Below are 24,779 nucleotides of genomic sequence, written 5' to 3' on the forward strand. Positions count from 1 at the left end.
ACCCGCCTGATGACGCAGGGCGGCGAGCTGCCGCTGGATACCGGCAAGGGCCCGGTGCTCTATCTGGAAGATGTCAGCGTCAGCTTTGACGGATTCAAGGCGCTGAACAAGCTGAACCTGTACATCGACGAGGGCGAGCTGCGCTGCATCATCGGCCCCAACGGCGCGGGCAAGACCACCATGATGGATGTGATTACCGGCAAGACCCGCCCCGACAGCGGCGAGGTCTGGTTCGGCCAGCTGATCAACCTGCTGGAACTGGACGAGCACCAGATCGCCCAGGGCGGCATCGGCCGCAAATTCCAGAAGCCTACCGTTTTCGAGCAGCTGAGCGTCTACGACAACCTGGAACTGGCCATGGCCAGCGACAAGCGCGCCTGGAAGAACCTGTTCTTCAAGATCAGCGGCGAACAGCGCGACCGCATTGCCGAAATCCTGGAACTGATCCGCCTGAGCGGCCACCGCGAGCGGCTGGCGGGCAGCCTGTCGCACGGGCAGAAGCAGTGGCTGGAAATCGGCATGCTGCTGATGCAGGACCCGCGCGTGCTGCTGGTGGACGAGCCGGTGGCGGGCATGACCGGCGAGGAAACCGAACGCACCGCCGAGCTGCTGGTGTCGCTGGCGGGCAGGCATTCGGTGATTGTCGTGGAACACGACATGGCCTTCGTGCGTTCCATCGCACGCAAGGTGACGGTGCTGCACCAGGGTTCGGTGCTGGCGGAAGGCACGATGGACCAGATCCAACAAGACCCGAAGGTCATTGAAGTCTATTTGGGCGAATAAGAGGGAGAAACGCGATGCTGTCGGTACGACACCTGAACCAGTTCTACGGCCAGAGCCATATTCTCTGGGACCTGAGCCTCAACATCCGCGAAGGCTCCTGCGCCTGCCTGATGGGGCGCAACGGCGTCGGCAAGACCACGCTGCTGAAATGCCTGCTGGGGCTGCTACCGGTCAAGACCGGCGAGATCCAGTTCAACGGCCTGCCCATCCACAAGCTGGCCACCGAGAACCGGGCGCGTTCCGGCATCGGCTACGTGCCGCAGGGCCGGGAAATCTTCTCGCTGCTGTCGGTGGAGGAAAACCTGCAGATCTCGCTGGGCGCGCGGCCGGACAAGGCCAAGGGCATTCCCGCGCACATCTACCAGATGTTCCCGGTGCTGAAGGAGATGCGCCACCGGCGCGGCGGCGATCTTTCAGGTGGCCAGCAGCAACAACTGGCCATTGCCCGCGCGCTGATCCTCGACCCGAAGCTGCTGATCCTCGATGAACCGACCGAAGGCATCCAGCCGAACATCGTCCGCGAGATCGGTGAGGTGATCAAGCGCCTGAACCGCGAGCACGGCCTGACGGTGCTGCTGGTGGAACAGAAGCTGCCCTTCGCCCGGCAGGTGGCCAGCGATTTCTACCTGATGGACAAGGGGCGGCTGGTGGCGGAAGGGCCGATTGCCGACCTTAACGAGGGGATCATTGCCGAATACCTGAGCGTGTAGCGTTCAGCCCACCGGCAGCGCCGTGCGGTCAACGACGTGGCGCAGCACGAAGCTGGAATGGACGCCGGTAACGCCGGGAATGCGGGTGATGCGGTTCAGCAGCAGTTCCTGGTAGGCGTCCATGTCCTTCACCACCACCTTCAACTGGTAGTCGGCGGACTGGCCGGTGATCAGCAGGCATTCCAGCACTTCCGGGATATCGGCGATGCGGGCTTCGAAGTGGTTGAAGCGTTCGGGGGTGTGCTGGTCCATGGAGATATGGATCAGCGCCATCAGGGTGAGGCCGAGCTTGCGGGCGTCGACCAGGGCGCGGTAGCCGGTGATGAGGCCTGACTCTTCCAGCGCCTTGACGCGGCGCAGGCAGGGGGACGGAGTGAGGCCGATGCGGTCGGCAAGGTCCTGGTTGCTGAGGTGGCCATCTTCCTGGAGGGTTTGGAGGATGAGGCGGTCGTAGCGGTCCAGATTCATGCTTGGCTCCTGCTGTTACGCCCTCCTGTGGAACAGGGGGGCTCCCCGGAGGGGTGGGGGGTTCGGGGCAGAACACTTCTTCGGTTAAGTTAATGCTTTCATCCCGCCTGCCGCGGGCCCTTCTTTTTGTCTTGGCAAAAAGAAGGCAAAAACCGCGTCCTTCGCCAAAACTCGCTCACCGGGAGCTCTCCGTCCCACCGCCCAGCTTCCATCCCTTCGTTCCCTGCATGGTGGCTCAAACAGTTGGCTGCGGACCGCCACTTCTTTAAATATTGCCAATATTTATCATTTATGGCAATTTTCTGCCTTTATTGTTGTCTTTATCCCTTCACTTCGCAATCCCCTGCCCTTTCTTGTGCCGTATTCTGCCTTCATTGAAACCGTTTTCCCGGAGTTGCCGCCATGTTGTCGAATCCTTCCGTCAAGTACCGCCCGTTTGCGCCGGTGAATCTTCCTGACCGTTCCTGGCCGAACAAGGTTATCGATCGTGCGCCGATCTGGATGAGTACGGATTTGCGCGATGGCAATCAGTCGCTGTTCGAGCCGATGAATGCGGAGCGGAAGTTGCGGATGTTCCAGATGCTGTGCGCGATAGGGTTCAAGGAGATCGAGGTGGCGTTTCCGTCGGCGTCGCAGACGGATTTCGATTTCGTGCGGTCGTTGATCGAGGAGGGCCATATTCCGGAGGATGTGACGATCATTGTGCTGACGCAGGCGCGGGAACATTTGATCCGGCGGACGGTGGAGTCCTTGCGCGGGGCGAAACGGGCAGTGGTCCATGTCTATAACGCGACGTCGCCGACGTTCCGCGAGGTGGTGTTCGGCATGAGCCGGCCGGAGGTGGTGCGGATGGCGGTGGAGGCGGTGACGCTGATCAAGCAGTTGACCGCCGCGCAGCCGGAGACGCAGTGGCAACTGGAATACAGCCCGGAAACCTTTACGGCGACGGAATTGGACTTCGCGAAGGAGGTCTGTGATGCGGTGACGGCGGCCTGGGGGGCGACGCCGGAAGACAAGGTGATCCTCAACCTGCCCGCCACCGTGGAGGTGGCGTCGCCGAATGTCTATGCCGACCAGATCGAGTGGATGCACCGTAACCTGGCCCGGCGTGACAGCGTGGTGCTCAGCCTGCATCCGCACAACGATCGCGGCACGGCGGTGGCGGCGGCGGAGTTCGGGGTGATGGCGGGCGCGGACCGGGTGGAAGGCTGCCTGTTCGGGCACGGCGAGCGCACCGGCAATGTCGATCTGGTGACGCTGGCGATGAATCTCTACACGCAGGGCGTGTCGCCGAGTCTCGATTTTTCGGACATGGACAGCGTCATCCGCACGGTGGAGCACTGCACGCAGTTGCCGGTGCATCCGCGTCATCCCTATGCGGGCGATCTGGTGTTCACGGCCTTTTCGGGTTCGCACCAGGATGCCATCAAGAAGGGTTTCGCGGCGCAGGCGGCGGACGGGGTCTGGAATGTGCCTTACCTGCCGGTCGATCCCGCCGATCTTGGCCGCAGCTACGAGTCGGTGATCCGGGTCAACAGCCAGTCCGGCAAGGGCGGCGTGGCCTGGTTGCTCGAAACCGGCTATGGCGTGGTGATGCCGCGCCGGGTGCAGGTGGAATTCTCGGCGGTGGTGCAGGCGCATACCGACGCCCACGGCGGCGAGGTCAGCGCGGCGGATATCTGGGACCTGTTCAGCCGGACGTATCTGCAACCGGCGGGGCCGGTGGTCTACCGCGAGCACCATCTCTTCGAGCATGACAGCGGCCAGGGCATCCGGCTGGTGGCGGAAATCGACGGCATGACGCGGGTGCTGACCGGCCACGGCAACGGCCCGATTGACGCGGCGGTGCATGCCCTGCAGGCTGCGGGCATTCCCGTGCAGGTGCGCAGTTATGAGGAGCGGTCGATGGGAGCCAGCGCCGAGGGCGGCGATGCGCGGGCCTGCGCTTTCCTGGAGATCGTGCGGCCGGGCGCGACCGGCGCGGTCTACGGGGTGGGCACTGACGGCAATATCATCACCGCGTCGTTGAAGGCGCTGGTGAACGGCGTCGGGCGTCTTGGCACCGGCGTCATGGCGATGGCGGGCTGAGCGCCCCGCGCCGGACACAAAAAATAGTCGGATCGGGCCAGCGCACGGCGGCCCGGTTCCATTACAATCGCGCCCGAATTTCTCACCCTCGCGTGCCGGTCCTGCCTGGCGACTCTTTTGTGAGCATTCCTCACCCTTCGCCGTCTCGATCAGGTACCGCCGCATGCATACCCCCTTTCAGCTCCACGATGTGGACGTGGAACTATTCACCCAGGAATTGATGGCGCTGCGCCGCGCCGCGAACGAACGTCTGGGCGACAAGGACTTCAAGCACCTGAAAAAGATCGAGCGCTGGGGCCGGTTGTGCACCGCCGCCGGTTACGGTACGGCGTGGATCATCCCCAATCCGGTATCCGCCCTGCTGATCAGCCTGGGCAACGTCAACCGCTGGACCAACATCGCCCACCCGGTGCTGCACCGCGGCTATGACAAGATTCCCGGCATTCCCGCGCGCTACACCTCGAAGGGTTTCGCCAAGGGTTTCCGCCGCTGGCTGGACTGGGCCGACTGGATGGACCCCGCCGCCTGGGATCACGAGCACAACCGCCTGCACCACTACAACCTGGGCGAAGCCGCCGATCCCGATCAAGTGGAACTGAACCTGGAATGGCTGCGCGACTCGAAGCTGCCGATGCCGCTACGCTATGCCGTGGTCGGGCTGTTCGCGGTGTCGTGGAAACCGTTCTATTACGCGCCGAACACGCTGAAGTCGATGGGTCTGGCGCGGACGCTGGCGCCGGGTGAAGTGCGGCAGCCGGGCACGCTGGCGCAGCTGAAATACTGGAACCCGCTGACCCCGGAAGCGCGCGAGTTGTGGACGCGCTGCTTCCTGCCCTACCTGACGCTGCGCTTCGGGGCCATCCCGCTGCTGTTCACGCTGTCGCCGCTGGGACCGATCGGCGCGGTCAATGTCTGGCTGAACACGCTGCTGGCGGAAATCTTCACCAATATCCACAGCTTCATCGTGATTGCGCCCAACCATACCGGCGACGACCTGATCCTGTTCGAATCGCAGGCCAACAGCAAAAGCGAGTTCTACCTGCGCCAGATCACCGGCTCGGCCAATTTCCGCACCGGCGGCGACCTCAACGATTTCCTGCACGGCTGGCTGAACTACCAGATCGAGCACCATATCTGGCCCGACCTGCCGATGAGCGAGTACCAGCGCCTGCAACCGCAGGTGAAGGCCCTGTGCGAAAAATACGGCATTCCCTATGTGCAGGAATCGGTGTGGAAGCGCCTGAAGAAGACCGTCGATGTCATGGTCGGCAAGGCCTCGATGCCGCGCCAGGCCTCGGTTTCCGGCAACCGGCGCGCCAGTGTCGATTCCAGTGGTGCGAAAGGCGCCGCCACCACGCTCTGACCGTGATTTGTGCTAGTGTTCATCCGTGAACCCCCATGTTGACGGAGAAACCCGCATGAAATCCTGGCGAATCCTGATTGTGCTGCTGCTCGGCCTGCAATTGAGCGGCTGCGGCTACAACACCCTTCAGGCCGAAGACGAACAGATCAAATCCTCCTGGTCGGAAGTGGTCAACCAGTACCAGCGCCGCGCCGACCTGATCCCCAACCTGGTCGGCGCGGTCAAGGGCTACGCCGCCCAGGAAAAGGACGTCCTGATCCGCGTCACCGAGGCGCGCGCCAAGGTCGGTTCCATCCAGGTCACGCCGGAGCTGGTCAACGACCCGCAAGCCTTTGCCAAATACCAGGCGGCGCAGGGCGAGCTGTCGGGCGCGCTGTCGCGGCTGATGGTGGTGTCCGAAAACTACCCGCAGCTGAAGTCCGACGCCAATTTCCGCGACCTGCAGGCGCAGCTGGAAGGCACCGAAAACCGCATCACCGTGGCGCGCAACCGCTACATCAAGGCGGTGGAAATGTATAACGTCACCGTGCGCTCCTTCCCGTCCAACCTGACCGCCAAGGCCTTCGGCTTCCAGACCAAACCCAACTTCAGCGTGGAAAACGAGAAGGCGATCAGCGTTGCGCCGAAAGTGGACTTCAGCACTCCGCCCGCGCCCGCCGGAGCCGCCCAGTGAGCAGCATCGCCGCGCCGCTGCGGGTCTGGCTGCTGCTGTGGCTGGCCTGCTGGTCGTGGGCGGCATCCGCCGAGGTGGCCGTGCCGGCGCTGACCGCGCGCGTCACCGACCTCACCGGCACGTTAAGCGCCGAGCAACAACAAACGCTGGAACAGTCGCTGCAAGCCTTCGAGCAACGCAAGGGCAGCCAGCTGGCCGTGCTGATCGTCCCGACCACCGAACCGGAAACCATCGAGCAATTCAGCCTGCGGGTGGTGGAGCAATGGAAGCTGGGGCGCAAGAACGTGGACGACGGCGCACTGCTGATCGTAGCCAAGAACGACCGCACGCTGCGCATTGAGGTCGGCTACGGGCTGGAAGGCGCGCTGAACGACGCGGTCAGCAAGCGCATCATCAGCGAGGTGATTACCCCCTTGTTCCGGCAAGGGGATTTTTACGGCGGCATCAGCGCCGGACTGGACCGCATGATGCGGGTGACGGACGGCGAGCCGCTGCCGCCCCCGCCGTCAGGTTCATCAGGCCGCGCGCATGATCAAGGCTTTCTCGTTGTCTTCGCCATCGCCATGGTGGCGGGCGGCTTCTTCCGCGCCCTGCTCGGCAACCTGACCGGCGCCCTGGTGGCGGGCGGGCTGGTCGGCGGACTGGCGTGGCTTGTCACCGGCGCGTTCCCGATGGCGGTCATCGCCGGACTGGCCGCCGCGTTCTTCGCCCTGTTCGGCGACAGCCTGCGTTCCGGCGGTTGGGGCGGCGGTGGCGGCTTTGGCAGCGGCGGCGGGGGTGGATTCAGCGGAGGCGGCGGCGGCTTCGGCGGCGGCGGCGCTTCGGGGAGATGGTAATCATGAACTGGGGACGCTGGTTCCGTCATCGGCGGCTGGGCCGCCTGCATCTGCAACATGCCTTTCCCCGCGCCCGGCTGGACGCCATCGAGCAGGCCATCCGCGCCGGCGAGGCGGTACACGGCGGTGAAGTGCGCTTCGCCGTGGAGGGCGCGCTGGACAACCACGCGCTGCGCCGCGACCTCAGTCCGCGCCAGCGGGCGCTGGACGTGTTCTCGCTGCTGCGCATCTGGGACACCAACGACCGCAACGGCGTGCTGATTTATGTGCTGCTGGCCGATCAGGCGGTGGAGATCCTTGCCGACCGGGGCATACATGCCCGTGTCGGCGATGACGGCTGGGCCGCCATCTGTCGGGACATGGAAGCCGGATTCCGCGCCGGGGATGTGGAAGCGGCGGTCACCGGCGGCATCCGCGCCGTCAATGCGCTGTTGCAACGGCACTTTCCCGCCTCCGGCCCGCGCCCCAACGAACTGCCGGACGTGGCGGTGGTGCTCTGACGCTCCGGCGCTGAAAAGCCCCTTTGTCCTGTACAGTTGACCTGGGCGCGTTCGGGTCTACAGTAGCGGCATGAGCTTTTCCGGAGCGCCTGTCATGGCCTTTATCCGTCCGCTGATGCTGCTACTGCTGCTGTCACTGCCCGCCGCCGCCCTGCCCCGGCCGGTGGCGGCGGTCGATCTGCAACGCTACAGCGGGCAGTGGTTTGAAATCGCGCGAATTCCCAATACGTTCCAGAAAGCCTGTGCGGGCGATGTTCGCGCCGAATATCGCAGCTTGGGGAAGGACGGGGTCCTCATCACCAACTGGTGCCGCAAGAGCAGCGGCGAAGCCTTCAGCCTGAAGGCGCGCGGCGAGTTGCAGGATGCCTCCGGATCCCGGTGGCGCGTGCGCCCGGACAGCCGCTGGCTCAGCTGGGTGCCGATGTTCAAGGCGGATTACTGGATTGTGGATCTGGCGGACGATTACAGCCACGCCGCCGTTTCCATGGCCGGAACGGACTACCTGTGGATACTGTCGCGGCAACCGGTCATGAGCGACGAGGTGTACCGGCAGATTATCCAACGCGCCGCGCGCCAGGGCTTCCCGGTTGAAAAGCTCCGCCGCACGCCGGTCGGCGTCAAAACCCCATCCTGACAACAGGCCCTCTCCTGCACTATAGTGCCGTCCCCGAGACCAAAGCCATCACCATGAAGCACTTCAACCCCCGCGACTACAGCCACGGCGACAACTACCGCCTCGCCGCCAGCCTGGTGGTGCCCCGCCCCATCGCCTGGGTGTCCACCCTGGGCCGTGACGGCATTATCAACCTGGCTCCGTACAGCTTTTTCAACATCGTCAGCAGCGACCCGCTGTACGTGCTGATCAGCGTCGGCCAGCGCGAGGACGGCAGCCCGAAGGACACCGCCCGCAACATCCTGGAAACCGGGGAATTCGTGGTCAATCTGGTCACCGAAGACCTGATCCGCGCCATGAACATTTCCGCCACCGACTTTCCCGCCAATGAAAGCGAACTGGCCGCCGCCGGACTGCACGCCGCCCCGTCGCAATGCCTGGGCGCGCCCGTGGTGGCGGAAGCCAGGGCCAGCCTGGAGTGCCGACTGCACAGTTCACAGCCGTTGGGTAATTCCACCTTGCTGATCGGGGAAGTAGTGATGATGAATGTAGCGGATGAATTCCTGGCCGCCGGGCTGGATGTTCCCGGCTTCACGCCGGTGGGCAGGATGGGATCACCGGCCTGGTACTGCCGCACCGGCGATCGCTTTGAAATGTCGCGCGTGCCTTACAGCGCGTTGAAACCCAACCGCTGAGCGGGGGCGGCGCCGTCAGTCCGCCGTCTTCTTGGCGGCGCTCCCGGAAAATTCGATCATCCCGGACTCGTTCAGCACCGGACCAGGGGCAACCGCCGGCGTTGGCGCGGCGTCATCCTCGCGCACCACGTGCAGGCCGCCGCGCAGCGACTTTGCCTGCGCCAGCTCCTGCTCCGCCTCGTCCATCCGCCCCATCATCCGGTACATCTGCGCGCGTTCATCCCGGAAATCCGCTTCCAGGGCAACGGCATTCGCCGGCGCCTTCCTGGCCAGCAGCAACGCACGCTCGTAATACCCATCCGCCTGTTCGAAACGTTTCAGGTCGCGCAACACATTGGCATGGGTGCACAACACGGTGGCCTTGAGTCCTGCTTCGTCCGCCGGCAGCTTGCCCAGCAACGCCGACGCCTGCTCCAGCAAGCCCAGCGCCTGATCGGGCCGGTCATCGCGATCATGCAACACCGCCAGATTGTTCAGCAGGTGCACATAAAGCGCACTGCCCTTCGCCGCCGGATCGCCGGCCAGCAAGGCCAGACCCGCTTCGTGGCACGCCAGCGCCTCGACCTGATGCTTCAACCCGGCATGCAGCTCCCCCAACATGTTCAGGCAGGCGGCCTCACCCAGACGGTTGCCGGCGTTGCGGAGAATGGCCAGGGTTCGTTCCGCCGTCGAGAGCGCCTCGGAGAGCCGGCCCTGACGCCGCAACAGTTCGGCGCGGTCAAACAAGACCTCGGCCACGTCCACGGACTCCTGGCCATAGACCTGTTCCAGCAAGCCCAGCAACTTCAGGGAGGCCATGAGCGCGCCGGACGTGTCCCCATGCTCGGCCGCTCCCTGATACTGATCGCGCAGGCGCTGGATCTCGGCGACATCATCGGGATTGATGCCGGGGTCGACCTCTTCCACGTTGGCGGCCGCGTCGCGGACCATCCCCGGAATAAGAAAGGCATCCACAAACCACCAGAGAGCCAAGGGCAGGCTGATCAGGATGATCTTGCCCTGCGCCCCTGCGGACGACAGCCCCAGCAACATCATGGCGATACCCGACCCCTTGCGGCCGGTATAAAAACGGTGCGCCCCCAAACCGCCCAAAAAGAACCAGAGCAGATAGGCGGTGCTTTTGCTGGGAGGGGTATTGGCCGTGGACACGTGGGTATTCCTTTCCTTGAAAATGAGAAATCGGGAGCGCATTTCACGCGCGGGTTGTAAGGGAAATTACGCGAATCGACCGCGGCCCGCAATGCCCGGAATCCGAAAACCTGATCCGGGGCACATTCGGATGGACGCACCGTTGTCAGCGTCGCCCCAGCGCCTCCCCGGCAATCCATCTGAACTGCGCCAGCAGGCGCTCGACGGTATAGACCGCCGGATCGCGCAGCCGCAGCTTCACCAGTTCGTCGCCCATCACGTGCATCAGGTGGATGGTCAGCTCCGGGTCCGGGCTGGCGTGCAGCCGCGTATCCGGGCTGAGCGAGGCGAACAGCGCCGTGAAATACTGCCGGGTCAGCGCCTGGCCCTGCGCCAGCTTCTCGTACAGCTCCGGCGGCCCGCCCTCCGAGGGCATCAGGAACATCCGCCAGGTGGCCGGGTCCTCGTCCACTGCCCGCAACACCCCCGCCATCGCCGCCAGGAATCGGTCCTGCTGGTCCGGCGACGACGGCATCACCGCCTTGAGGAAGGCATGGCTGGCGCGCGCGAATTCCCGGTCCACCAGCGCTTCCAGCAAACCGGCCAGACTGGTGAACTGCTGGTAGATCAGCGTCCGCGTCACCCCGCACTCGGCGGCGATGCGCTCGATGCTGACCGCGCCGAAACCCTCGGCATCCGCCACCCGCCGGGCGGCGTCCAGCAATTGCGCGCGGCGGTCGGCGGCGCTCATGCGCTGGCGGACCGGTACGGTATCTTTTTTCATCATCAACCCTTGCGAGACGGCTTGGCCGAGAGTAACTTACAGACAGAAACTTACAAAATGTAATTAATGAGCGGCCCCGCCATGATCAACCCGCGCCACCCGCTGGACTGGTTCTTTGACGAACTCTATGAGCGCGATGTCCGCCGCACCTACTTCCCCGGCGTGCAGTTCGACAGCCCGCCCGGCGACCGCGGCTGGTTCGGGCCGGACAGCGCCATCTGGCGGGTCTTCGACCATCAGCAGGTGACCTTGCTGGCGCTGGGCGTGGCGGCGGCCATCGAGTCCACCTATCCGGAAACCGAGGCCGCCAACAACGACCATTCCCGCGTCTGGAAACGCGACGCGCAGGGCCAGTCCACCGGACGGCTCAGCGTCAGCGGCAACCTGGTGCGGCGCGGCCATACCATGAGCTTCTTCCTCGGCTGCGTGTTCGGCCCCACCGAGGTGGCGGAGAAATTGTGCCGCACGGTGCGCGCCATGCACGGTCGGGTGAAAGGCGCGAGTGCGGGCGGACTGGTCTACGACGCCGATCATCCGCAGATCTTCCGCTGGAACTATGCCTCGCTGGCCTGGGCCTTCGCCACGACCCACGCCAAATACCATCCCGAGCCGCTGGATGCGCGCGGCATCGACCGTTTCTACCGCGAATTCGTCCGCATCGGCGAAGCGCTGGGCGGCAGCGACCTGCCCGCCACGAAACAGGGAGTGTGGGACTGCCTGCGCGCGGAATTTCCCCGGCTGAAAACCCCGGACCATCTGGAAACCTACCAGGTGGCGATCATCCAGGGCGTGGAGCACGACCGGCTGCGGCGCATCATTCCCGACATGTTCCAGTGGGCCATCCTGGAACTGCAGCCGCCGGAAGTGCAGCGGCTGATCGCCTTCGACCGGGGCCACCCGCTGGTGGCGGAAGCGCGCATCCGCGCCCTGAAGGGCATCTTCAAGGCAGCGCGGGAGCTGGGCGGGCGGCTGAAGGAAATCAAGACGGCCTACCGGCGGGCGGGGGCCGGCTCACGACGGCGGCTCACGGACAAGATAGCGGCCCGGCTCCAGATGTCCTGACCCGGAACCGGCGGAACGCGGGATTTACGAAAAGCCAGCGTTTTTGCAACAGGCCCGGGCTGGCCGGCGGCGGATGCACCGGGCACAGTGTCCCGTCCCACCGCACCCCGGAGACGCCCGATGCCGCCCTTCCTTCCGGACGCCTGGCGCGACCTTCCCCCCAAAGACATCCTGCGGCTGCTGGCGGACGCCTTCCGCCCCGCCGCCCGCCGCACCGACGCCCCCGGCGTCAACGCCCACTGGCAGCAAACCCTGACACGGTTGCAGGCTGAACCGTCGCTGGCCGCCATGGCCCGCGACGCCCTGCAACGGCATCTGGACAGCGTCAAGCAGGTGCCGCTGTACACCGACAGCGGCTTGCCTGGCAGCGAAGGTTTCTTCACCGCGCTGGGTCAACGTCTGGGCTGGAAGCTGTTGCCGCCCGCGCGCCGACCGCATGACCTGAAGGACCAGCTGATCACCTTCTTCCCGCAAGCGCACGACCCCGACTGGCTGTTGCAGGTCAGCCCCGAAAACTGGCAGGCGCTGTTTGATTGGCTGGCCCCGCCGGGACAGGACTTGCGCGAAGCGGTGCAGATGCCGCTGCTGGACGCGCTGGCGGTGCTGGCCTGCCGGATTGCCGCCATGGGCCTGGAGCCGGAACTGGTGCAGGTGCACCCCGCCATCGAGGAACACGACTCGCCGTTCCTGGCCCTGAACCGGGAAGTCGCCGACTATGTGCGCAGCCATCACGCCACCCCGGACCAGCCCGGCGTACCGCCCACCGACGAAAAGCACTTGCCGGTACTGGTGCAGCAATGCCGGGACGTCCTGCTCAGCGTGCGGCGCAACATCGGCCGCAGCGGCGTCAGCATCAGCCTGACCTATCTGCTGGAACGGCTGGAACAGCACCTGCAACGGCTGGACGAGGTGCTGGCCCTGCTGACCGGCGACCGCGCCGCCGCCGGGGCCGCGCTGGGCAACCTGTTGCCCCACTGGGTGCAGGCCGAAGCGCGGCGAGGCAGCGTGCGGGCGCTGGCGGCGGCCAATACCCGCCTGCTGGCGCTGCGGGTTACCGAACACGCCGGGGAAACCGGCGACCATTACGTGACCACCGACCGCCACGGTTTTTTCCGCATGCTGCGCTCGGCGATGGGCGCGGGGCTGATCGTGGGCTTCATGGCGCTGCTGAAGGTGCTGGCGACCGGCGTCAACGGCTCGCTGTTCGGCCACGCCCTGCTATACAGCCTCAACTACGCGCTTGGCTTCATGCTGATCCACCTGCTGCACTTCACCATTGCCACCAAGCAACCGGCCATGACCGCCGCCCGCCTGGCCGCCACGCTCGACCGCCCGGTCAAGGGCCGCCACAACCTGCACGAACTGGCCGAACTGACGGTGAACATTTTCCGCACCCAGTTCATTGCCGTGGCGGGCAACGTGCTGGTGGCCTTCCCCGTGGCGGCGGCGCTGGCCTGGTGGTGGCTGCAGGGTGGGGAGCCGCTGGCCACGCCCGCCAAGGCGCAGGCGCTGCTGGCTGACCTGGACCCCTTCCGCAGCCTGGCGCTGTTCCACGCCGCCATTGCCGGGGCCTGCCTGTTCCTGGCCGGGCTGATTTCCGGTTATTACGACAATCGCGCCGTGTACCGGCAACTGGCGGCGCGCATTGAGCAACACCCCGGCCTGCAATGGCTGTCGGGCCAGCGACGGCAACGGCTGGGGCGCTATCTGGAACAGAATCTGGGCGCGCTGGCGGGCAACTTCTACTTCGGCCTGATGCTGGGCAGCATCGGCACGCTGGGCATCATTTTCGGGCTGCCGGTGGATATCCGCCATGTCACCTTCTCCACCGCCAACCTGGCCTTTGCCGCGTTAACACCGGACCTGAGCGTGCCGTTACCGGTGTTCCTGACCTGTCTGCTGGGGGTGGGGCTGATCGGCATTGTCAACGTGCTGGTCAGTTTCAGCCTGGCGTTGCTGGTGGCCATGCGCGCACGCGGCGTGCGCTTCCGCGAGTGGGGCGCGCTGGCGCGGCTGCTGTGGCAACGGCTGGTGTGCCGCTCGCGTGATTTCTTCTGGCCGCCCTCGGAGTAGCGGCGCCAACCGTCCGGTGACGGCATCAGCACGACAAGCTGTGTCATCTGACTGACCGAATAGCGGGCGCCCGGCTGCAAATCCCGGTTCCTTCCGTGCTATCGTCTGGCTCGAACCGGACCGGACTCCCGGTCCCCCGGACCTGAAGCAGAAATGGACGCAACCCACCCCCGACTGACCCCCGAGCAAGCGCTGCAATTCGCTCCCGACGACAGCGCCGCCCAGAATGCCCGCAAGCTGGCCAAACCCGGCCAGTGGCAGCACCTCCGCATCAACCAGACCGTTCTCTGGGGCGAGATCCAGGGCAGCGCCGTCTATCGCGCCGCCTTTGATCTGGACGCCCTGAGCTTCAAGTGCTCCTGCCCCAGCCGCAAGCAGCCCTGCAAGCACGGGCTGGCGCTGGTGCTGAGCTATGCCCAGAGCTTTGCCCTGTTCGAGCCCGCCGAACCCTCCGGCTGGGTGGCGGAATGGCTGGAGAAACGCCAGGCCGCCGCCGACAAGAAGCAGGCCAGGGCCGAGGACCCCGCAAAGACGGTGGATGCCGCCGCCCAGGCCAAGCGCGTGGCCGCCCGCGAAAAGAAAGTCGCGGGCGGCCTGCAGGAACTGCAACTGTGGCTGGACGATCTGGCGCGCGGCGGCCTTGCCCATGCCCGCACGCTGGCGCGCAGCCACTTCGACCACATGGCCGGACGGCTGGTGGACGCGCAGGCCCCCGGCCTGGCCGCCGCGGTGCAGGAACTGTCCTCCGCCCTGCGGGTGGCGCACTGGCAACAGGCCGCGACGATGGCTCTGGGTCGCCTGGCCTTGCTGGCGGAAAGCTATGGTCGCCAGGACTCCCTGCCCGATGGCTTGAAAGCCGACATCCGCGCCCTGACCGGCTGGCCGGTGGCTCAGGAAGAGGTGCTGGCCGCACCGCCGCTGGCGGACGACTGGCTGGTGCTGGCGCACCGGGACGAAGACCTGGAGACCGGCAACGGCCGCTACCGCCGCCAGTGGCTCTGGGGTCGGACATCCGGCCGGGGGGCGCTGCTATTGTCCTTCGCCTTCGGCAACCAGAACCTGATCCCGCCTTACCCGGCCGGCATGACCCTGCCCGCCCGGCTCTGCTTCTACCCTTCCGCCACTCCGCAACGGGCGCTGGTGCGCGACACCGACATCCCGGCCATGCGCCCGCTAACCGGGGCGATCGGTTATCACAGCCTGGACGAAGCGCTGGATGCCCAGGCCGCGCAACTGGCGCTCAATCCGCTGCTGACCGAAATGCCCTGGCTGCTGGCGGGCGTCACCGTGTTGCGTGACGGCCACGACTGGCGGCTGCGCGATCGCGACGGCCGCACCGTACCCCTGCGCGTGCACGACGGCTGGGCGCTGCTGGCGCTGTCCGGCGGGCACCCGCTGCAGGTCTTCGGCGAATGGGATGGCCGCGAACTGCGGCTGCTGAATGCATGGAACGGGGAGGAATTCCTGTGACGGACACCCTCTGGCAACAACTGGAAGTGAATACCCTGCTGGGGTCGGCGCGCGCCACCGCCGTATCCGACTGGCCGGACGCCTTGCGCGGCGCCGTGGACTCCCTGCCCGACCGCGACGGTCCACGCGCCCTGTTGGCGCAACTGGCGCTGGCCATGGTCTGGCAGCGCGCCGGGCAAACCCTGCCGCAATCCGCCGCGCCGGACAGCGCCGCCCCGGAAACCCACCTGCGACCGCTGCCCGCCGCCGCCCGGCCCTGGCTGCAAAACGCCCTCGCCAACGACCAGCAAAGCTTTCTGCCCGAATGCTTGCGGGCCATGGCCGAACACGGCTTCCATCCTGCCGCCACCCTATTGCCCGACCTGCTGCGGCTGGGAGAGTCGCGCAAGGGCTGGCGCCTGCCATTGGGGCAGGTCGCCGGCGCACGCGGTGTCTGGCTGGCGGCACAGAACCCGGAGTGGCGTTGGCTGGAAGGCGCGACCTTCCCGCTGGATGCCGACCCCGGCATCCGTGACCGTTTCTGGCAAGACACTGCACCTGCCGCCCGGGAGTTATACCTGATCCGCTGGCGGCAACAGGATCCCGCCGCCGCCCGCGACTGGCTGCAACAACGGTGGCCGGACGAATCCGCCACCCAGCGCGCGCAATGGCTGGAATTGTGCCGTCACGGTCTTCAGGCCGACGACGCCATCTGGCTGGAAAGCCTGCTGGACGACCGCAGCAAGCAGGTGCGCGAAGCCGCGCTGGGCCTGCTGGCCCGGCTGGACGACTCTCCCTGGCGGCAACGTCTGCGCGAGCGCTGTGCAATGCTGGTCAACGTGAAGCGCGGCCTGCTGCGCAAGGCGCTGGAGGTAACGCCGCCGGACGCCCTCGACCCGGCCCTGCAACGGGACGGCCTGGAGCCGGTCACGGGCGGCGCGCAGGGGCTGGGCGAGAAGGCGGTGTGGCTGCGAACCATCGTGGCCGGCGCCGGTTGCGGCTGGCTGCTGGCGCATACCGGTCTGGATCCGGAAAACCTGCTGGCCGCCGTCGCCAAGACCGATTGGGCCAGCCCCCTGCAACAGGGTCTGGCCGCCGCCGCCCTGACGGAAGGTCATGCGCCGATGCTGCTGGCGCTGCTGAGCCCGGCCGGCCGCAAGCACCGCGCCGACGACGCACCGCTGCTGGACGCCCTGGGCGCCGCCGACCGCGAGCAGGCCCTGCTGGACCGGGTGCGCCATGAGACGAAACCCGGAGCCGGATTGCAGGAATTGAACCAGCTGCTGGCCCGCCTGACCGGCTGGGAATGGTCGGAAGCGTTCACCCGCACCCTGCTGGGCCTGCTGCGGCCCTGGCTGGAGCACCCGTCCCACGAGGCCCAACGGATGCTGCTGCAGGGAATGGGCCGCCAGCTGGCCGCACACGGCCACCGCCGCGTGGCCGCCGACCCGCCTCCCGGCACGCCGCCCGACATGGCCGCCGCCTGGCAGGGCAGGCACGCCTTCCTGACCGCGCTGGAAGCCGGCTGACTCCCCGCTTTCCGACCGACAACAACGAACCCGCTTATTGCATCAAAAAAGGAATGCCCGACATGACCCACGTCCTCCGTGAACGCGCCGAACGCCAGTTTGCCGCCGAACTCGCCGCCCTGGCCGACAGCGACCGTCTGCCCCGCCCGCCGCAATGGCAACTGTCGCCGCAGGCGGTGGTCACCTACTTGATCGGCGGCACGCTGCCCAACGGCGTCGAGATCACCCCCAAGTACATCGGCAACCGCCGCCTGATGGAAATCGCCGTCGCCACCCTGGCCACCGACCGCGCCCTGCTGCTGCTGGGCGTGCCGGGCACCGCCAAGTCCTGGGTGTCGGAACACCTGGCCGCCGCCATCAGCGGCGACAGCAGCCTGCTGGTGCAGGGCACCGCCGGCACCAGCGAGGAAGCCCTGCGCTACGGCTGGAACTACGCCCTGCTGCTGGCCAAGGGCCCCAGCCCCGAGGCGCTGGTGCCCAGCCCGATGCTGAACGCCATGCGCAACGGCCGCCTGGCCCGCATCGAGGAACTGACCCGCATTCCCGCCGACGTGCAGGACACCCTGATCACCCTGCTGTCGGAAAAGACCCTGCCGGTGCCGGAACTGGGCATTGACTTCCAGGCGGTGAAGGGCTTCAACGTCATCGCTACCGCCAACAACCGCGACAAGGGCGTCAACGACCTGTCCTCGGCCCTGAAGCGCCGCTTCAACACCGTGATCCTGCCGGTGCCGGATTCGCTGGACGAGGAAATGCGCATTGTCCGCAGCCGCGTCGACTCGCTGGGCAAGGTGCTGGAACTGCCCGACCTGCCGCCCGCCGACGAGCAGATCCGCCGCGTGGTGACCATCTTCCGCGAACTGCGCAACGGCGTCACCGAAGACCGCAAGACCCAGTTGAAGAGCCCCAGCGGCACCCTCAGCACCGCCGAGGCCATCTCGGTGATGAGCAACGGCTGGGCGCTGGCCTCGCACTTCGGCGACGGCACGGTCACGGCCGGGGACATTGCCGCCGGACTGCTGGGCGCCGTGCTGAAGGACCCGGTGCAGGACCGCGCGCCGTGGCAGGAATACCTGGAAACCGTGGTCAAGGAACGCGACGGCTGGAAGGACCTGTATCGCGCCTGCCGGGCGCTGGACTGAGGGCGGCTCCGGAAGGATCACCATGAACGACCCGAATTCCCCGTTCCACTTTTTCGGCATCCGCCATCACGGCCCCGGCTCGGCGCGGAGCCTGCTGGCCGCCCTGCGCCGCCTGCAGCCCGACCTGCTGCTGATGGAAGGCCCGCCGGAAGCCGAGGCCATCCTGCCGCTGGCGGGCCATGCGCAGATGAAGCCGCCGGTGGCGATGCTGATGTACGGCAGCGTCGAGGGCGAAAGCAGCCCGCGCGCCGCCTTCTTCCCCTTTGCCGAATTCTCCCCGGAATGGCAGGCGCTGGCCCATGCCCGCGAACACGCCGTGCCGGTGCGGCTGATCGACCTGCCGCAGGCCATCAGCCTGGCCGACAACTGGCTGCCCGCAGCGCCGGACGCCGAACCGGCGGAACCGGCCGACACCGGCTGTGATGCCGATCCTGACACCGAAACCTCCGGGCCGGAAACCGGCGAAGCCCCCGGTCCGGTGCGCCACGACCCCATCGGTCTGCTGGCGCAGGCGGCCGGTTACCATGACAGCGAACGCTTCTGGGAACACCTGGTGGAGCAGCAGCCGCACGCCGACGGCGTTTTCGCCGCCGTCGCCGAGGCGATGACGGCCGTGCGCGCCGCCCTCCCGGAAGACAGCGGTCCCCACGCCGAGCGCGAAACCTGCCGCGAGGCGCAGATGCGCCAGTGCTTGCGGCAGGCGCAGAAAGACGGTTTCCAGCGCATTGCCGTGGTCTGCGGCGCCTGGCATGTCCCGGCCTTGCAGGACCTCAAGTCCACCCGCAAGGAGGACGCCGCCCGCCTGAAAGGACTGGCCAAGCTGAAAGTGCAGGCCGCCTGGATTCCCTGGACGCACGGCCGTCTGCAAAGCCGCCAGGGTTATGGCGCGGGCATCGAGTCACCGGGCTGGTACAGCCACTTGTGGGAACACTACCGGAAGGAAGCCATCGACCCCGAAGCCATCAGCAGCGGCTGGCTGGCCAAGTTCGCGCAAGCCCTGCGCGCCGAGGGGCTGGATGCCAGCAGCGCCCAGCTGATCGACGCCTGTCGCCTCATCAGCGCCCTGGCCGTGCTGCGCGGGCGGCACTTGCCCGATCTGGACGATCTGCAGGAAGCCATCGTCAGCGTGCTGCATCACGGCGACGCCCTGCCCTCGGTGCTGAGCCAGCGGCTGCTGGTGGGCGAAAAACTGGGGGAAGTCCCGGACGACATGCCCGCGCTGCCCTTGCAGAGCGACTTCCAGAAACAGTGCAAGAGCCTGCGCCTGAAGGTGGAAGCCGACAGCCGCGACCTGCAGCTGGACCTGCGCGAGGAACAGGGCCTGGCCAAGAGCCGTTTCCTGCACCGCCTGCGCCTGCTGGGCATTCCCTGGGGACAACCGCTTGACGTTTCCGGCAAGGGCACCTTCAAGGAAGCGTGGCGCCTGCAATGGCAACCCGATTTCAGCCTGAAGCTGGTGGAGAGCGCCATCTGGGGCCAGACCCTGGACGAAGCGGCGGCGCGCTATGTGCAGCACCATACCGCGCAGAACACCGACATCCCGGCGCTGGCGCGGCTGGTGGAACAGGTGCTGGTGGCCGATCTGGGCGCGGCGCTGCCGCTGCTGATCGACCGCATCATGGCGCTGTCCACGCACACCGCCGACATCAGCCACCTGATTGCCGCGCTGGAACCGCTGGCCAACGCCTGGCGTTACAGCAACGTGCGCCAGACCCGCAGCGACGCCCTGGCCGCCGTCACGGCCAGCTTCGTGCTGCGCATCTGTATCGGCCTGCCCGCCGCCGTCAGCAGCCTCAACGACGAAGCGGCGCAGCTGTGGCTGGGTCACCTGAAAACCCTGGACCGCGTGCTGACACGACTGGACGAAACGGAACTGCTGGCGGAGTGGCACAAGGTGCTGCTGCGGCTGACGGACCAGAACGGCCTGCACGGTCTTTTGGCGGGCTGGTGCTGCCGGGTGTCGGCCGGGCACGAACTGCTGACGGCGGAGGCAGCCGCGCAACGCTTCTCGCGGGCCTTGTCGGCGTCCTGGCCCGTCGAGCACACCGCTGCCTGGTTCGAAGGCTTCCTGGCCGGACAGGGCTTGAGCCTGATCCACGACCAGTCGCTGTGGGCGCTGGTGGACCAGTGGCTGCTGACGCTGGCCGAGGAACATTTCGTGCAGATCCTGCCGCTGCTGCGGCGCACCGTCGCCACCTTCACCGCGCCGGAACGGACGCAACTGGCCGGCAAGGCGCAAGGGAGCGCCACCGGGGCGGGCGCAAGCGCCGCCGCGCCGGTGGACAACCGCCGCGCCGCCCGCGTGGCGCCGGTGCTGGCGGCCATGCTGGGGCTGTCGGCCCCCTCCCTCCCCGAACCCACCACCGGAGATGCGGCATGAGCCAACCCCTGTCCCCCGAAAGCCAGCGCGCCCGCCGCTGGCGCCTGCTGCTGGGCCGCACCGGCCCCGACGACCTCGCGCTGGACAAGCACGACCAGGGCATGGACGCCGCCCTGGCCGCGCTCTACGGCGAGGACGGCCACACCCCCGACCGCAACGGCTCGCGCAACGGCGGCCTGGGCGCTTCCGCCCCCAAGGTAACCCGCTGGCTGGGCGACATCCGCCAGTACTTTCCCTCCAGCGTGGTGCGACTGCTGCAAAAGGATGCCTACGAACGCCTGAACCTGCAGCGCATGCTGATGGAGCCGGAAATGCTGCAGGCGGTGGAACCGGATGTGCACCTGGTGGGCACGCTGATCTCGCTGAACCACCTGATGCCCGCCAAGACCAAGGAAACCGCCCGGCTGGTGGTGCGGAAAGTGGTGGATGACCTGGAGCGGCGGCTGGGGCAGAAGATGCAGCAGGCCATAACCGGCAGCCTCAACCGGGCCAGCCGTACCCGTCGCCCGCGCCGGGTCAGCGATGTCGATTGGGGCCGCACCCTGCGCGCCAACATGCAGCATTACCAGGCCGAGTACCACACCATCATCCCGCAGCAGCTGATCGGCTACGGACGGCACCGGCAGTCGCTGAAGGACATCATCCTCTGCATCGACCAGAGCGGCTCCATGGCCAGCTCGGTGGTCTACGCCAGCATCTTCGGCGCGGTCATGGCCTCCCTCCGCGCCGTTAGCACGCAGCTGGTGGTGTTCGACACCAGCGTGGTGGACCTGACCCCGCAACTGGCCGACCCGGTGGATGTGCTGTTCGCCACCCAACTGGGCGGCGGCACCGACATCACCAAGGCGCTCAGTTACTGCCAGGGGCTGGTGCGGCGGCCAGAAGACACAATCCTGGTGCTGATCAGCGACCTGATCGAAGGCGGCAACAGCGAGGCCATGCTGAAGCGCGTGGGCAGCCTCATCGCCAGCGGCGTCACCATGGTGACCCTGCTGGCGCTGTCGGATGAAGGCGCACCCTGCTATGACCCGCAACATGCGGCGCAGTTCGGCCAGCTGGGCTCACCGGCCTTTGCCTGCACGCCCGACCTGTTCCCGGAGCTGATGGCGGCAGTGCTGAACCGGCAGGATGTGGGGGAATGGGCCGCCAGAAACGGCATCGTGACCAAAGGGGGACGTTGACCCGGCTCAGAGATACGCCGCACAAACCAGCGCGCCGTGACCGGCGGTGAGCCCCAGCTTGCGGGTCAGCACCTCCAACGCGGCGCGGTCGTCGGTACGGGTGATCACCGCGCAGAAGGTATCGTCGCCGGTTTCCCATTGCCAGATGTCATAGCCGTAATCCACCAGCATCGCCTGGATCTTGGCGAAGAAATCATCCGGCTCATCCAGATCGAAATTGTCCTCGTCGGCGTCGTCCAGATCGCTGAGGATGCCGCGCCCCGCCGCCATTTCCTTCAGGTACTCCAGCAGGAAGCCCAGCTGGTTGTAATCGGCGAACGGTGCCAGGTCGCCCATGGCGTGGCGCAGGGCGGTGGGCAAATCGGGGGCCTCCTCGGTCAGCACATCGGCCACGGCGGCTTCGGCCCTGGCGGGCTGGTCCCAGATCAGCAGCTCGAAGAGCTGGCGGACATATTCTTGCTGGTCGGGCAACATGGGGAATTCCTGGGTCGGTGAACAATGCAGGGATTATAGGGATTTCAGGCGCGGCCGGGGATGCCTTCAGGTCTGCAAACACCGCCGCCGGTAGCCCGCCGGGGTCTCCCCGGTCAGCGTCTTGAACAGCTTGGCGAAGGCCGCCCGGTTTTCATAGCCCACGCGCAGCGCCACTTGCTCCACCGGCAGGCGTCCGGAAGCCAGCAGCGACTCCGCCGCGCTGATGCGCACCCGTTGCAGGTAATCGTTCGGCGTCAGGCCGGTGGCCTCCTTGAAGCGGCGCAGCAGCGTGCGCGGCGAGCAATGCAGCTGCGCCGCCATGGCCTCCAGCGTCACGGTTTGCGCGTGATGCTGCTCCAGCCACCGTTGCAGGTTGGCCACCGCCGGGTCCTGCTCCTGCGGCATGGGCAGGCGCGGCACGAAGCGCGACTGCGGACCCCGCCCATAATCCACCACCAGCACCGCCGCCACCTGCCGCGCCAGCCAGTCGCCTCCGTGCAGCTTGACCAGATGCAGGCACAGGTCGATGCCCGCCAGCGCACCGCCGGAACAGAAGCGGCTGCCGTCCTGGGTCAACAACTGGTCGATTTCCAGCCGCACACGGGGAAAGCGCTGCCGGAAGGGCTCGGCCATGGCCCAATGGGTGGTGGCGCGGCAACCGTCCAGCGCCCCGCCCGCCGCCAGCAGGAATGCGCCGGTGCAGATGCTGGCCACCGCCCTCTCGGGATGCTGTTCCAGCCAGCGCAGCAAAGGCGAATTCGCCGCCAGCACCGGGTCAATGTCCTGACCGATGGCGGGCACCAGCAGCAGATCGGCCGCTGCCGCCAGTTCCAGCCCGCCATCCACCGCCAGCGCGCCGTAGCCGGTGATCACCGGCTGACCGTCGGCGCTGATTTTGCGCACGCGGAACAGGGACTTGCCCGCAAAACGGTTGGCCAGCGCGAAGCAGTCCAGCGCCGTGGACAGGCTGGAGATGACGGTCTGCGCACAGACATAAACGGCAATGACGGGCATGACGGTGATCCGGGGGACGGGCTTTCGTCCATTTTAGACACAAAGTTGTCATTATTGCCAGCCGCCAGAAACGGGGCCGACGCGCAGAATGGCTTCATCGCCGAGACCGGCACCCCACCCCGAGATAAACCTCATGCGCCTGATTCCCGCCTTTGCCTTTGCCGGCCTGCTGACCGGTTGCGCCACCCACACCGCCGTCATCCCTGCGCCGCAAGCCTCGGCCTCGCCCGCCGCGCAGGCCAACGCCCGGCTGATCGAGAACTTCTACCGCGCCTTCCAGCGCCGCGACGGTGAAGCCATGGCCGCCGCCTATGCCGCCGACGCCCGCTTCAGCGACCCGGTCTTCACCAACCTGACCGGCAGCGAACCCGGCGACATGTGGCGCATGCTGACCGGCAAGGCCCAGGATTTCAGCCTGAAATTCGACGGCATCCGCGCCGACGAGCACACTGGCGAGGCGCACTGGATCGCCACCTACACCTTCAGCCAGACCGGCCGCACCGTGGTCAACGACATCCATTCGCGCTTTGAATTCCGCGACGGCAAGATTGCCGTGCAGCAGGACAGCTTTGACCTGTGGAAATGGAGCCGTCAGGCGCTGGGCGCGCCGGGCTATGCGCTGGGCTGGTCGCCGCTGGTGCAGGGCAAGATTCGCAAGCTGGCGGCGAAGGGGCTGGCGGATTTCCGTAAGGAACAGGGACGCTAATCCCGGAAATACCCCCACTCCCCTTCAGCCCCCTGATGATAGGCGGCCTCCAGGCGTTTCATGCCTTCCTCCACCTGCTCGGGGTTGCCCAGATCCAGACCGTTCCACGTCCCCGCCGACACCAGCAGCCAGCGCCGGTACGCATCCCAGGAGTGGGGTTCATCCATAAATTGCCGCTGGCTGCCGGCTATCCTTTTCAGCAGCTCGGGGTTGGCCTGCACCCCGGCGGGCAAGGCCTTCTCACACTCGCGCGCCGCCTGCATCAGCTTCGCCTCGTCCGCCAGCCAGGGCGCCATCATGGCGGGCGTCACTCCCAGATAAGTTCCATAGCTGCCGGGAGGACTGAAATTCTCCAGCTTCAGATAACGCAAGCCGCAGGCCACGGCGCGATCCAGCACACGCGGACTGGCCTCCCCGGTTTGCATGAACGTCGCGAAGGGAAAATCCGGGAGCGGGCAGCGCACATCATTCTTCAGGCTGTTTTCGGCATAGGTTTTCCCGGCGCAGCCAATGGTCTGCACCACGGCATGCCGGAAGGCGAACTCGCGGGGAAAGCGCTGCAGGCCCTGATCGGCCCAATAACGCATCAGGTCCCACTCCGGCAGCGACAGCGTCACCAGCCGGTCGTAGTCGTCCGCCGTAACCGGGGCTGCGCCGGGGGCAAAAATACGTGCAACCTCCGCTTCCAGCCGGTCGTTGACGCGCTGGCGGATTTTTTTCAGCCGAACTGACTGCGCCGCCTTCTCCTTGGCCCAGTAACGCTTGTCGGCCTCCTCGCGATCCATCCGCTCAAACCATTGCCGATAGGCTTCCGCCTCAGCCGCCTTCGCGCGCTTGGCCTCGTCTTCGGCACGAGCCTTTGCCTCTTCCCGCAGGCGGGCCTGATACGCCGGGTCCTGCTCCAGGCGGCGTTGCTCCGCCGCCCGGCGTTCGGCCTCGCGCTGTTGCGCGTTGTATTCCTGAATGCGCTGGTAGTCGCTGCTGTTGCGCCAGTGGTCGTCGGCGCTGTTCTTGTAGCAGGCTTCGCGCTGGTTGCTGTCGCGGATGTCGACGCAGTCGAAGGCTTGCGCGGCACCGGCCGAGCAGGCGGCGGCCAGGAGGAGAGACTTCATGGTCAGGGTTTTCATC

General features: G+C 66.6%; 23 protein-coding genes. 17 read left to right on the top strand and 6 right to left on the bottom strand.

The window, feature by feature from the left end:
- Positions 1 to 9 precede the first annotated feature (9 nt).
- Both urtD and urtE read left to right on the top strand, forming a co-directional pair.
- Positions 10 to 783, top strand: coding sequence for an urea ABC transporter ATP-binding protein UrtD (gene urtD / locus EV700_RS13835; RefSeq protein WP_130414957.1), 774 nt, complete (start codon positions 10 to 12; stop codon positions 781 to 783).
- 14 nt (positions 784 to 797) lie between these two features.
- The gene (gene urtE / locus EV700_RS13840; RefSeq protein WP_130414817.1) at positions 798 to 1,493 is read left to right on the top strand and encodes an urea ABC transporter ATP-binding subunit UrtE; all 696 of its coding nucleotides are present in this window, start codon (positions 798 to 800) and stop codon (positions 1,491 to 1,493) included.
- A gap of 3 nt (positions 1,494 to 1,496) precedes the next feature.
- On the opposite strand, the gene EV700_RS13845 is transcribed toward urtE, so the two are convergent.
- Positions 1,497 to 1,961, bottom strand: coding sequence for an Lrp/AsnC family transcriptional regulator (locus EV700_RS13845; protein ID WP_130414819.1), 465 nt, complete (start codon positions 1,959 to 1,961; stop codon positions 1,497 to 1,499).
- A gap of 402 nt (positions 1,962 to 2,363) precedes the next feature.
- On the opposite strand from EV700_RS13845, the gene leuA reads away from it, so the two are divergent.
- The 7 genes from leuA (at position 2,364) to EV700_RS13880 (ending at position 8,729) form a co-directional block, all read left to right on the top strand.
- Positions 2,364 to 4,049, top strand: a complete 1,686-nt coding sequence (gene leuA, locus EV700_RS13850) for a 2-isopropylmalate synthase (RefSeq protein WP_130414821.1) — start codon at positions 2,364 to 2,366, stop codon at positions 4,047 to 4,049.
- Positions 4,050 to 4,212: 163 nt separating this feature from the next.
- Positions 4,213 to 5,412: a fatty acid desaturase family protein gene (locus EV700_RS13855; RefSeq protein ID WP_130414823.1), complete on the top strand. Its 1,200-nt coding sequence runs from the start codon at positions 4,213 to 4,215 to the stop codon at positions 5,410 to 5,412.
- A 55-nt stretch (positions 5,413 to 5,467) separates the two neighbouring features.
- Positions 5,468 to 6,085: a LemA family protein gene (locus EV700_RS13860; protein ID WP_130414825.1), complete on the top strand. Its 618-nt coding sequence runs from the start codon at positions 5,468 to 5,470 to the stop codon at positions 6,083 to 6,085.
- A complete protein-coding gene (locus tag EV700_RS13865; RefSeq protein ID WP_207224689.1) occupies positions 6,082 to 6,921 on the top strand; it encodes a TPM domain-containing protein in 840 nt (279 codons plus the stop codon). The genes EV700_RS13860 and EV700_RS13865 overlap by 4 nt, the downstream gene beginning before the upstream one ends.
- 2 nt (positions 6,922 to 6,923) lie before the next feature.
- Complete coding sequence (locus EV700_RS13870) at positions 6,924 to 7,421, top strand: TPM domain-containing protein (RefSeq protein WP_130414828.1); 498 nt, start codon at positions 6,924 to 6,926, stop codon at positions 7,419 to 7,421.
- A gap of 94 nt (positions 7,422 to 7,515) precedes the next feature.
- On the top strand, positions 7,516 to 8,055 hold the full coding sequence (locus EV700_RS13875) for a lipocalin family protein (protein ID WP_165391486.1): 540 nt from the start codon (positions 7,516 to 7,518) through the stop codon (positions 8,053 to 8,055).
- Between the two features lie 53 nt (positions 8,056 to 8,108).
- Positions 8,109 to 8,729 carry a flavin reductase family protein gene (locus EV700_RS13880; RefSeq protein ID WP_130414833.1) on the top strand — a complete coding sequence of 207 codons (621 nt, stop codon included), beginning with the start codon at positions 8,109 to 8,111 and terminating at the stop codon, positions 8,727 to 8,729.
- A 15-nt stretch (positions 8,730 to 8,744) separates the two neighbouring features.
- Here the strand turns inward: EV700_RS13880 and EV700_RS13885 are convergent, their stop codons facing one another.
- Together EV700_RS13885 and EV700_RS13890 are read right to left on the bottom strand one after the other, a co-directional pair.
- The gene (locus EV700_RS13885) at positions 8,745 to 9,878 is read right to left on the bottom strand and encodes a tetratricopeptide repeat protein (protein ID WP_242610275.1); all 1,134 of its coding nucleotides are present in this window, start codon (positions 9,876 to 9,878) and stop codon (positions 8,745 to 8,747) included.
- Positions 9,879 to 10,023: 145 nt separating this feature from the next.
- Positions 10,024 to 10,644 (bottom strand): TetR/AcrR family transcriptional regulator, encoded by a 621-nt coding sequence (locus tag EV700_RS13890; protein ID WP_207224690.1) that lies wholly within the window; start codon positions 10,642 to 10,644, stop codon positions 10,024 to 10,026.
- Between the two features lie 78 nt (positions 10,645 to 10,722).
- Between EV700_RS13890 and EV700_RS13895 the strand changes: the two genes are divergently transcribed.
- The 7 genes from EV700_RS13895 (at position 10,723) to EV700_RS13925 (ending at position 21,457) form a co-directional block, all read left to right on the top strand.
- Complete coding sequence (locus EV700_RS13895; RefSeq protein ID WP_165391487.1) at positions 10,723 to 11,703, top strand: oxygenase MpaB family protein; 981 nt, start codon at positions 10,723 to 10,725, stop codon at positions 11,701 to 11,703.
- Between the two features lie 120 nt (positions 11,704 to 11,823).
- Entirely contained in the window at positions 11,824 to 13,776 is a 1,953-nt protein-coding gene (locus EV700_RS13900) for a site-specific recombinase (protein WP_130414839.1), read from the top strand.
- A 153-nt stretch (positions 13,777 to 13,929) separates the two neighbouring features.
- On the top strand, positions 13,930 to 15,246 hold the full coding sequence (locus EV700_RS13905; RefSeq protein ID WP_130414841.1) for an SWIM zinc finger family protein: 1,317 nt from the start codon (positions 13,930 to 13,932) through the stop codon (positions 15,244 to 15,246).
- Positions 15,243 to 16,754, top strand: coding sequence for a DUF5691 domain-containing protein (locus EV700_RS13910; RefSeq protein ID WP_130414843.1), 1,512 nt, complete (start codon positions 15,243 to 15,245; stop codon positions 16,752 to 16,754). The genes EV700_RS13905 and EV700_RS13910 overlap by 4 nt, the downstream gene beginning before the upstream one ends.
- 62 nt (positions 16,755 to 16,816) lie before the next feature.
- Positions 16,817 to 17,896 (top strand): ATP-binding protein, encoded by a 1,080-nt coding sequence (locus EV700_RS13915; protein WP_130414845.1) that lies wholly within the window; start codon positions 16,817 to 16,819, stop codon positions 17,894 to 17,896.
- A gap of 22 nt (positions 17,897 to 17,918) precedes the next feature.
- Positions 17,919 to 20,276: a DUF5682 family protein gene (locus EV700_RS13920; RefSeq protein ID WP_130414847.1), complete on the top strand. Its 2,358-nt coding sequence runs from the start codon at positions 17,919 to 17,921 to the stop codon at positions 20,274 to 20,276.
- Complete coding sequence (locus tag EV700_RS13925) at positions 20,273 to 21,457, top strand: vWA domain-containing protein (RefSeq protein ID WP_130414849.1); 1,185 nt, start codon at positions 20,273 to 20,275, stop codon at positions 21,455 to 21,457. The genes EV700_RS13920 and EV700_RS13925 overlap by 4 nt, the downstream gene beginning before the upstream one ends.
- A gap of 6 nt (positions 21,458 to 21,463) precedes the next feature.
- Here the strand turns inward: EV700_RS13925 and EV700_RS13930 are convergent, their stop codons facing one another.
- On the bottom strand, positions 21,464 to 21,931 hold the full coding sequence (locus EV700_RS13930) for a DUF6630 family protein (RefSeq protein ID WP_130414851.1): 468 nt from the start codon (positions 21,929 to 21,931) through the stop codon (positions 21,464 to 21,466).
- Between the two features lie 66 nt (positions 21,932 to 21,997).
- Entirely contained in the window at positions 21,998 to 22,945 is a 948-nt protein-coding gene (locus EV700_RS13935; RefSeq protein WP_130414853.1) for a GlxA family transcriptional regulator, read from the bottom strand.
- Positions 22,946 to 23,078: 133 nt separating this feature from the next.
- On the opposite strand from EV700_RS13935, the gene EV700_RS13940 reads away from it, so the two are divergent.
- Entirely contained in the window at positions 23,079 to 23,651 is a 573-nt protein-coding gene (locus tag EV700_RS13940) for a nuclear transport factor 2 family protein (RefSeq protein WP_130414855.1), read from the top strand.
- Here EV700_RS13940 and EV700_RS13945 read toward each other — a convergent pair.
- Positions 23,648 to 24,763: a heme-binding protein gene (locus tag EV700_RS13945; RefSeq protein ID WP_165391488.1), complete on the bottom strand. Its 1,116-nt coding sequence runs from the start codon at positions 24,761 to 24,763 to the stop codon at positions 23,648 to 23,650. The two genes, EV700_RS13940 and EV700_RS13945, sit on opposite strands and share 4 nt — an antisense overlap.
- Positions 24,764 to 24,779: the final 16 nt, after the last annotated feature.

Origin of the sequence: Fluviicoccus keumensis (assembly GCF_004217445.1) — a bacterium.
Taxonomy (GTDB): domain Bacteria; phylum Pseudomonadota; class Gammaproteobacteria; order Pseudomonadales; family Moraxellaceae; genus Fluviicoccus; species Fluviicoccus keumensis.

What these genes read in the sequence shown, in the direction of transcription:
- EV700_RS13920 (WP_130414847.1), top strand. Translation starts at nt 17,919, where the DNA reads ATGAACGACCCGAATTCCCCGTTCCACTTTTTCGGCATCCGCCATCAC.
- EV700_RS13860 (WP_130414825.1), top strand. Translation starts at nt 5,468, where the DNA reads ATGAAATCCTGGCGAATCCTGATTGTGCTGCTGCTCGGCCTGCAATTG.
- EV700_RS13930 (WP_130414851.1), bottom strand. Translation starts at nt 21,931, where the DNA reads ATGTTGCCCGACCAGCAAGAATATGTCCGCCAGCTCTTCGAGCTGCTG.
- EV700_RS13855 (WP_130414823.1), top strand. Translation starts at nt 4,213, where the DNA reads ATGCATACCCCCTTTCAGCTCCACGATGTGGACGTGGAACTATTCACC.
- EV700_RS13945 (WP_165391488.1), bottom strand. Translation starts at nt 24,763, where the DNA reads ATGAAGTCTCTCCTCCTGGCCGCCGCCTGCTCGGCCGGTGCCGCGCAA.
- urtE (WP_130414817.1), top strand. Translation starts at nt 798, where the DNA reads ATGCTGTCGGTACGACACCTGAACCAGTTCTACGGCCAGAGCCATATT.
- EV700_RS13900 (WP_130414839.1), top strand. Translation starts at nt 11,824, where the DNA reads ATGCCGCCCTTCCTTCCGGACGCCTGGCGCGACCTTCCCCCCAAAGAC.
- EV700_RS13925 (WP_130414849.1), top strand. Translation starts at nt 20,273, where the DNA reads ATGAGCCAACCCCTGTCCCCCGAAAGCCAGCGCGCCCGCCGCTGGCGC.
- EV700_RS13905 (WP_130414841.1), top strand. Translation starts at nt 13,930, where the DNA reads ATGGACGCAACCCACCCCCGACTGACCCCCGAGCAAGCGCTGCAATTC.
- EV700_RS13935 (WP_130414853.1), bottom strand. Translation starts at nt 22,945, where the DNA reads ATGCCCGTCATTGCCGTTTATGTCTGTGCGCAGACCGTCATCTCCAGC.
- EV700_RS13845 (WP_130414819.1), bottom strand. Translation starts at nt 1,961, where the DNA reads ATGAATCTGGACCGCTACGACCGCCTCATCCTCCAAACCCTCCAGGAA.
- EV700_RS13870 (WP_130414828.1), top strand. Translation starts at nt 6,924, where the DNA reads ATGAACTGGGGACGCTGGTTCCGTCATCGGCGGCTGGGCCGCCTGCAT.
- urtD (WP_130414957.1), top strand. Translation starts at nt 10, where the DNA reads ATGACGCAGGGCGGCGAGCTGCCGCTGGATACCGGCAAGGGCCCGGTG.
- EV700_RS13915 (WP_130414845.1), top strand. Translation starts at nt 16,817, where the DNA reads ATGACCCACGTCCTCCGTGAACGCGCCGAACGCCAGTTTGCCGCCGAA.
- leuA (WP_130414821.1), top strand. Translation starts at nt 2,364, where the DNA reads ATGTTGTCGAATCCTTCCGTCAAGTACCGCCCGTTTGCGCCGGTGAAT.
- EV700_RS13890 (WP_207224690.1), bottom strand. Translation starts at nt 10,644, where the DNA reads ATGATGAAAAAAGATACCGTACCGGTCCGCCAGCGCATGAGCGCCGCC.
- EV700_RS13880 (WP_130414833.1), top strand. Translation starts at nt 8,109, where the DNA reads ATGAAGCACTTCAACCCCCGCGACTACAGCCACGGCGACAACTACCGC.
- EV700_RS13875 (WP_165391486.1), top strand. Translation starts at nt 7,516, where the DNA reads ATGGCCTTTATCCGTCCGCTGATGCTGCTACTGCTGCTGTCACTGCCC.
- EV700_RS13895 (WP_165391487.1), top strand. Translation starts at nt 10,723, where the DNA reads ATGATCAACCCGCGCCACCCGCTGGACTGGTTCTTTGACGAACTCTAT.
- EV700_RS13940 (WP_130414855.1), top strand. Translation starts at nt 23,079, where the DNA reads ATGCGCCTGATTCCCGCCTTTGCCTTTGCCGGCCTGCTGACCGGTTGC.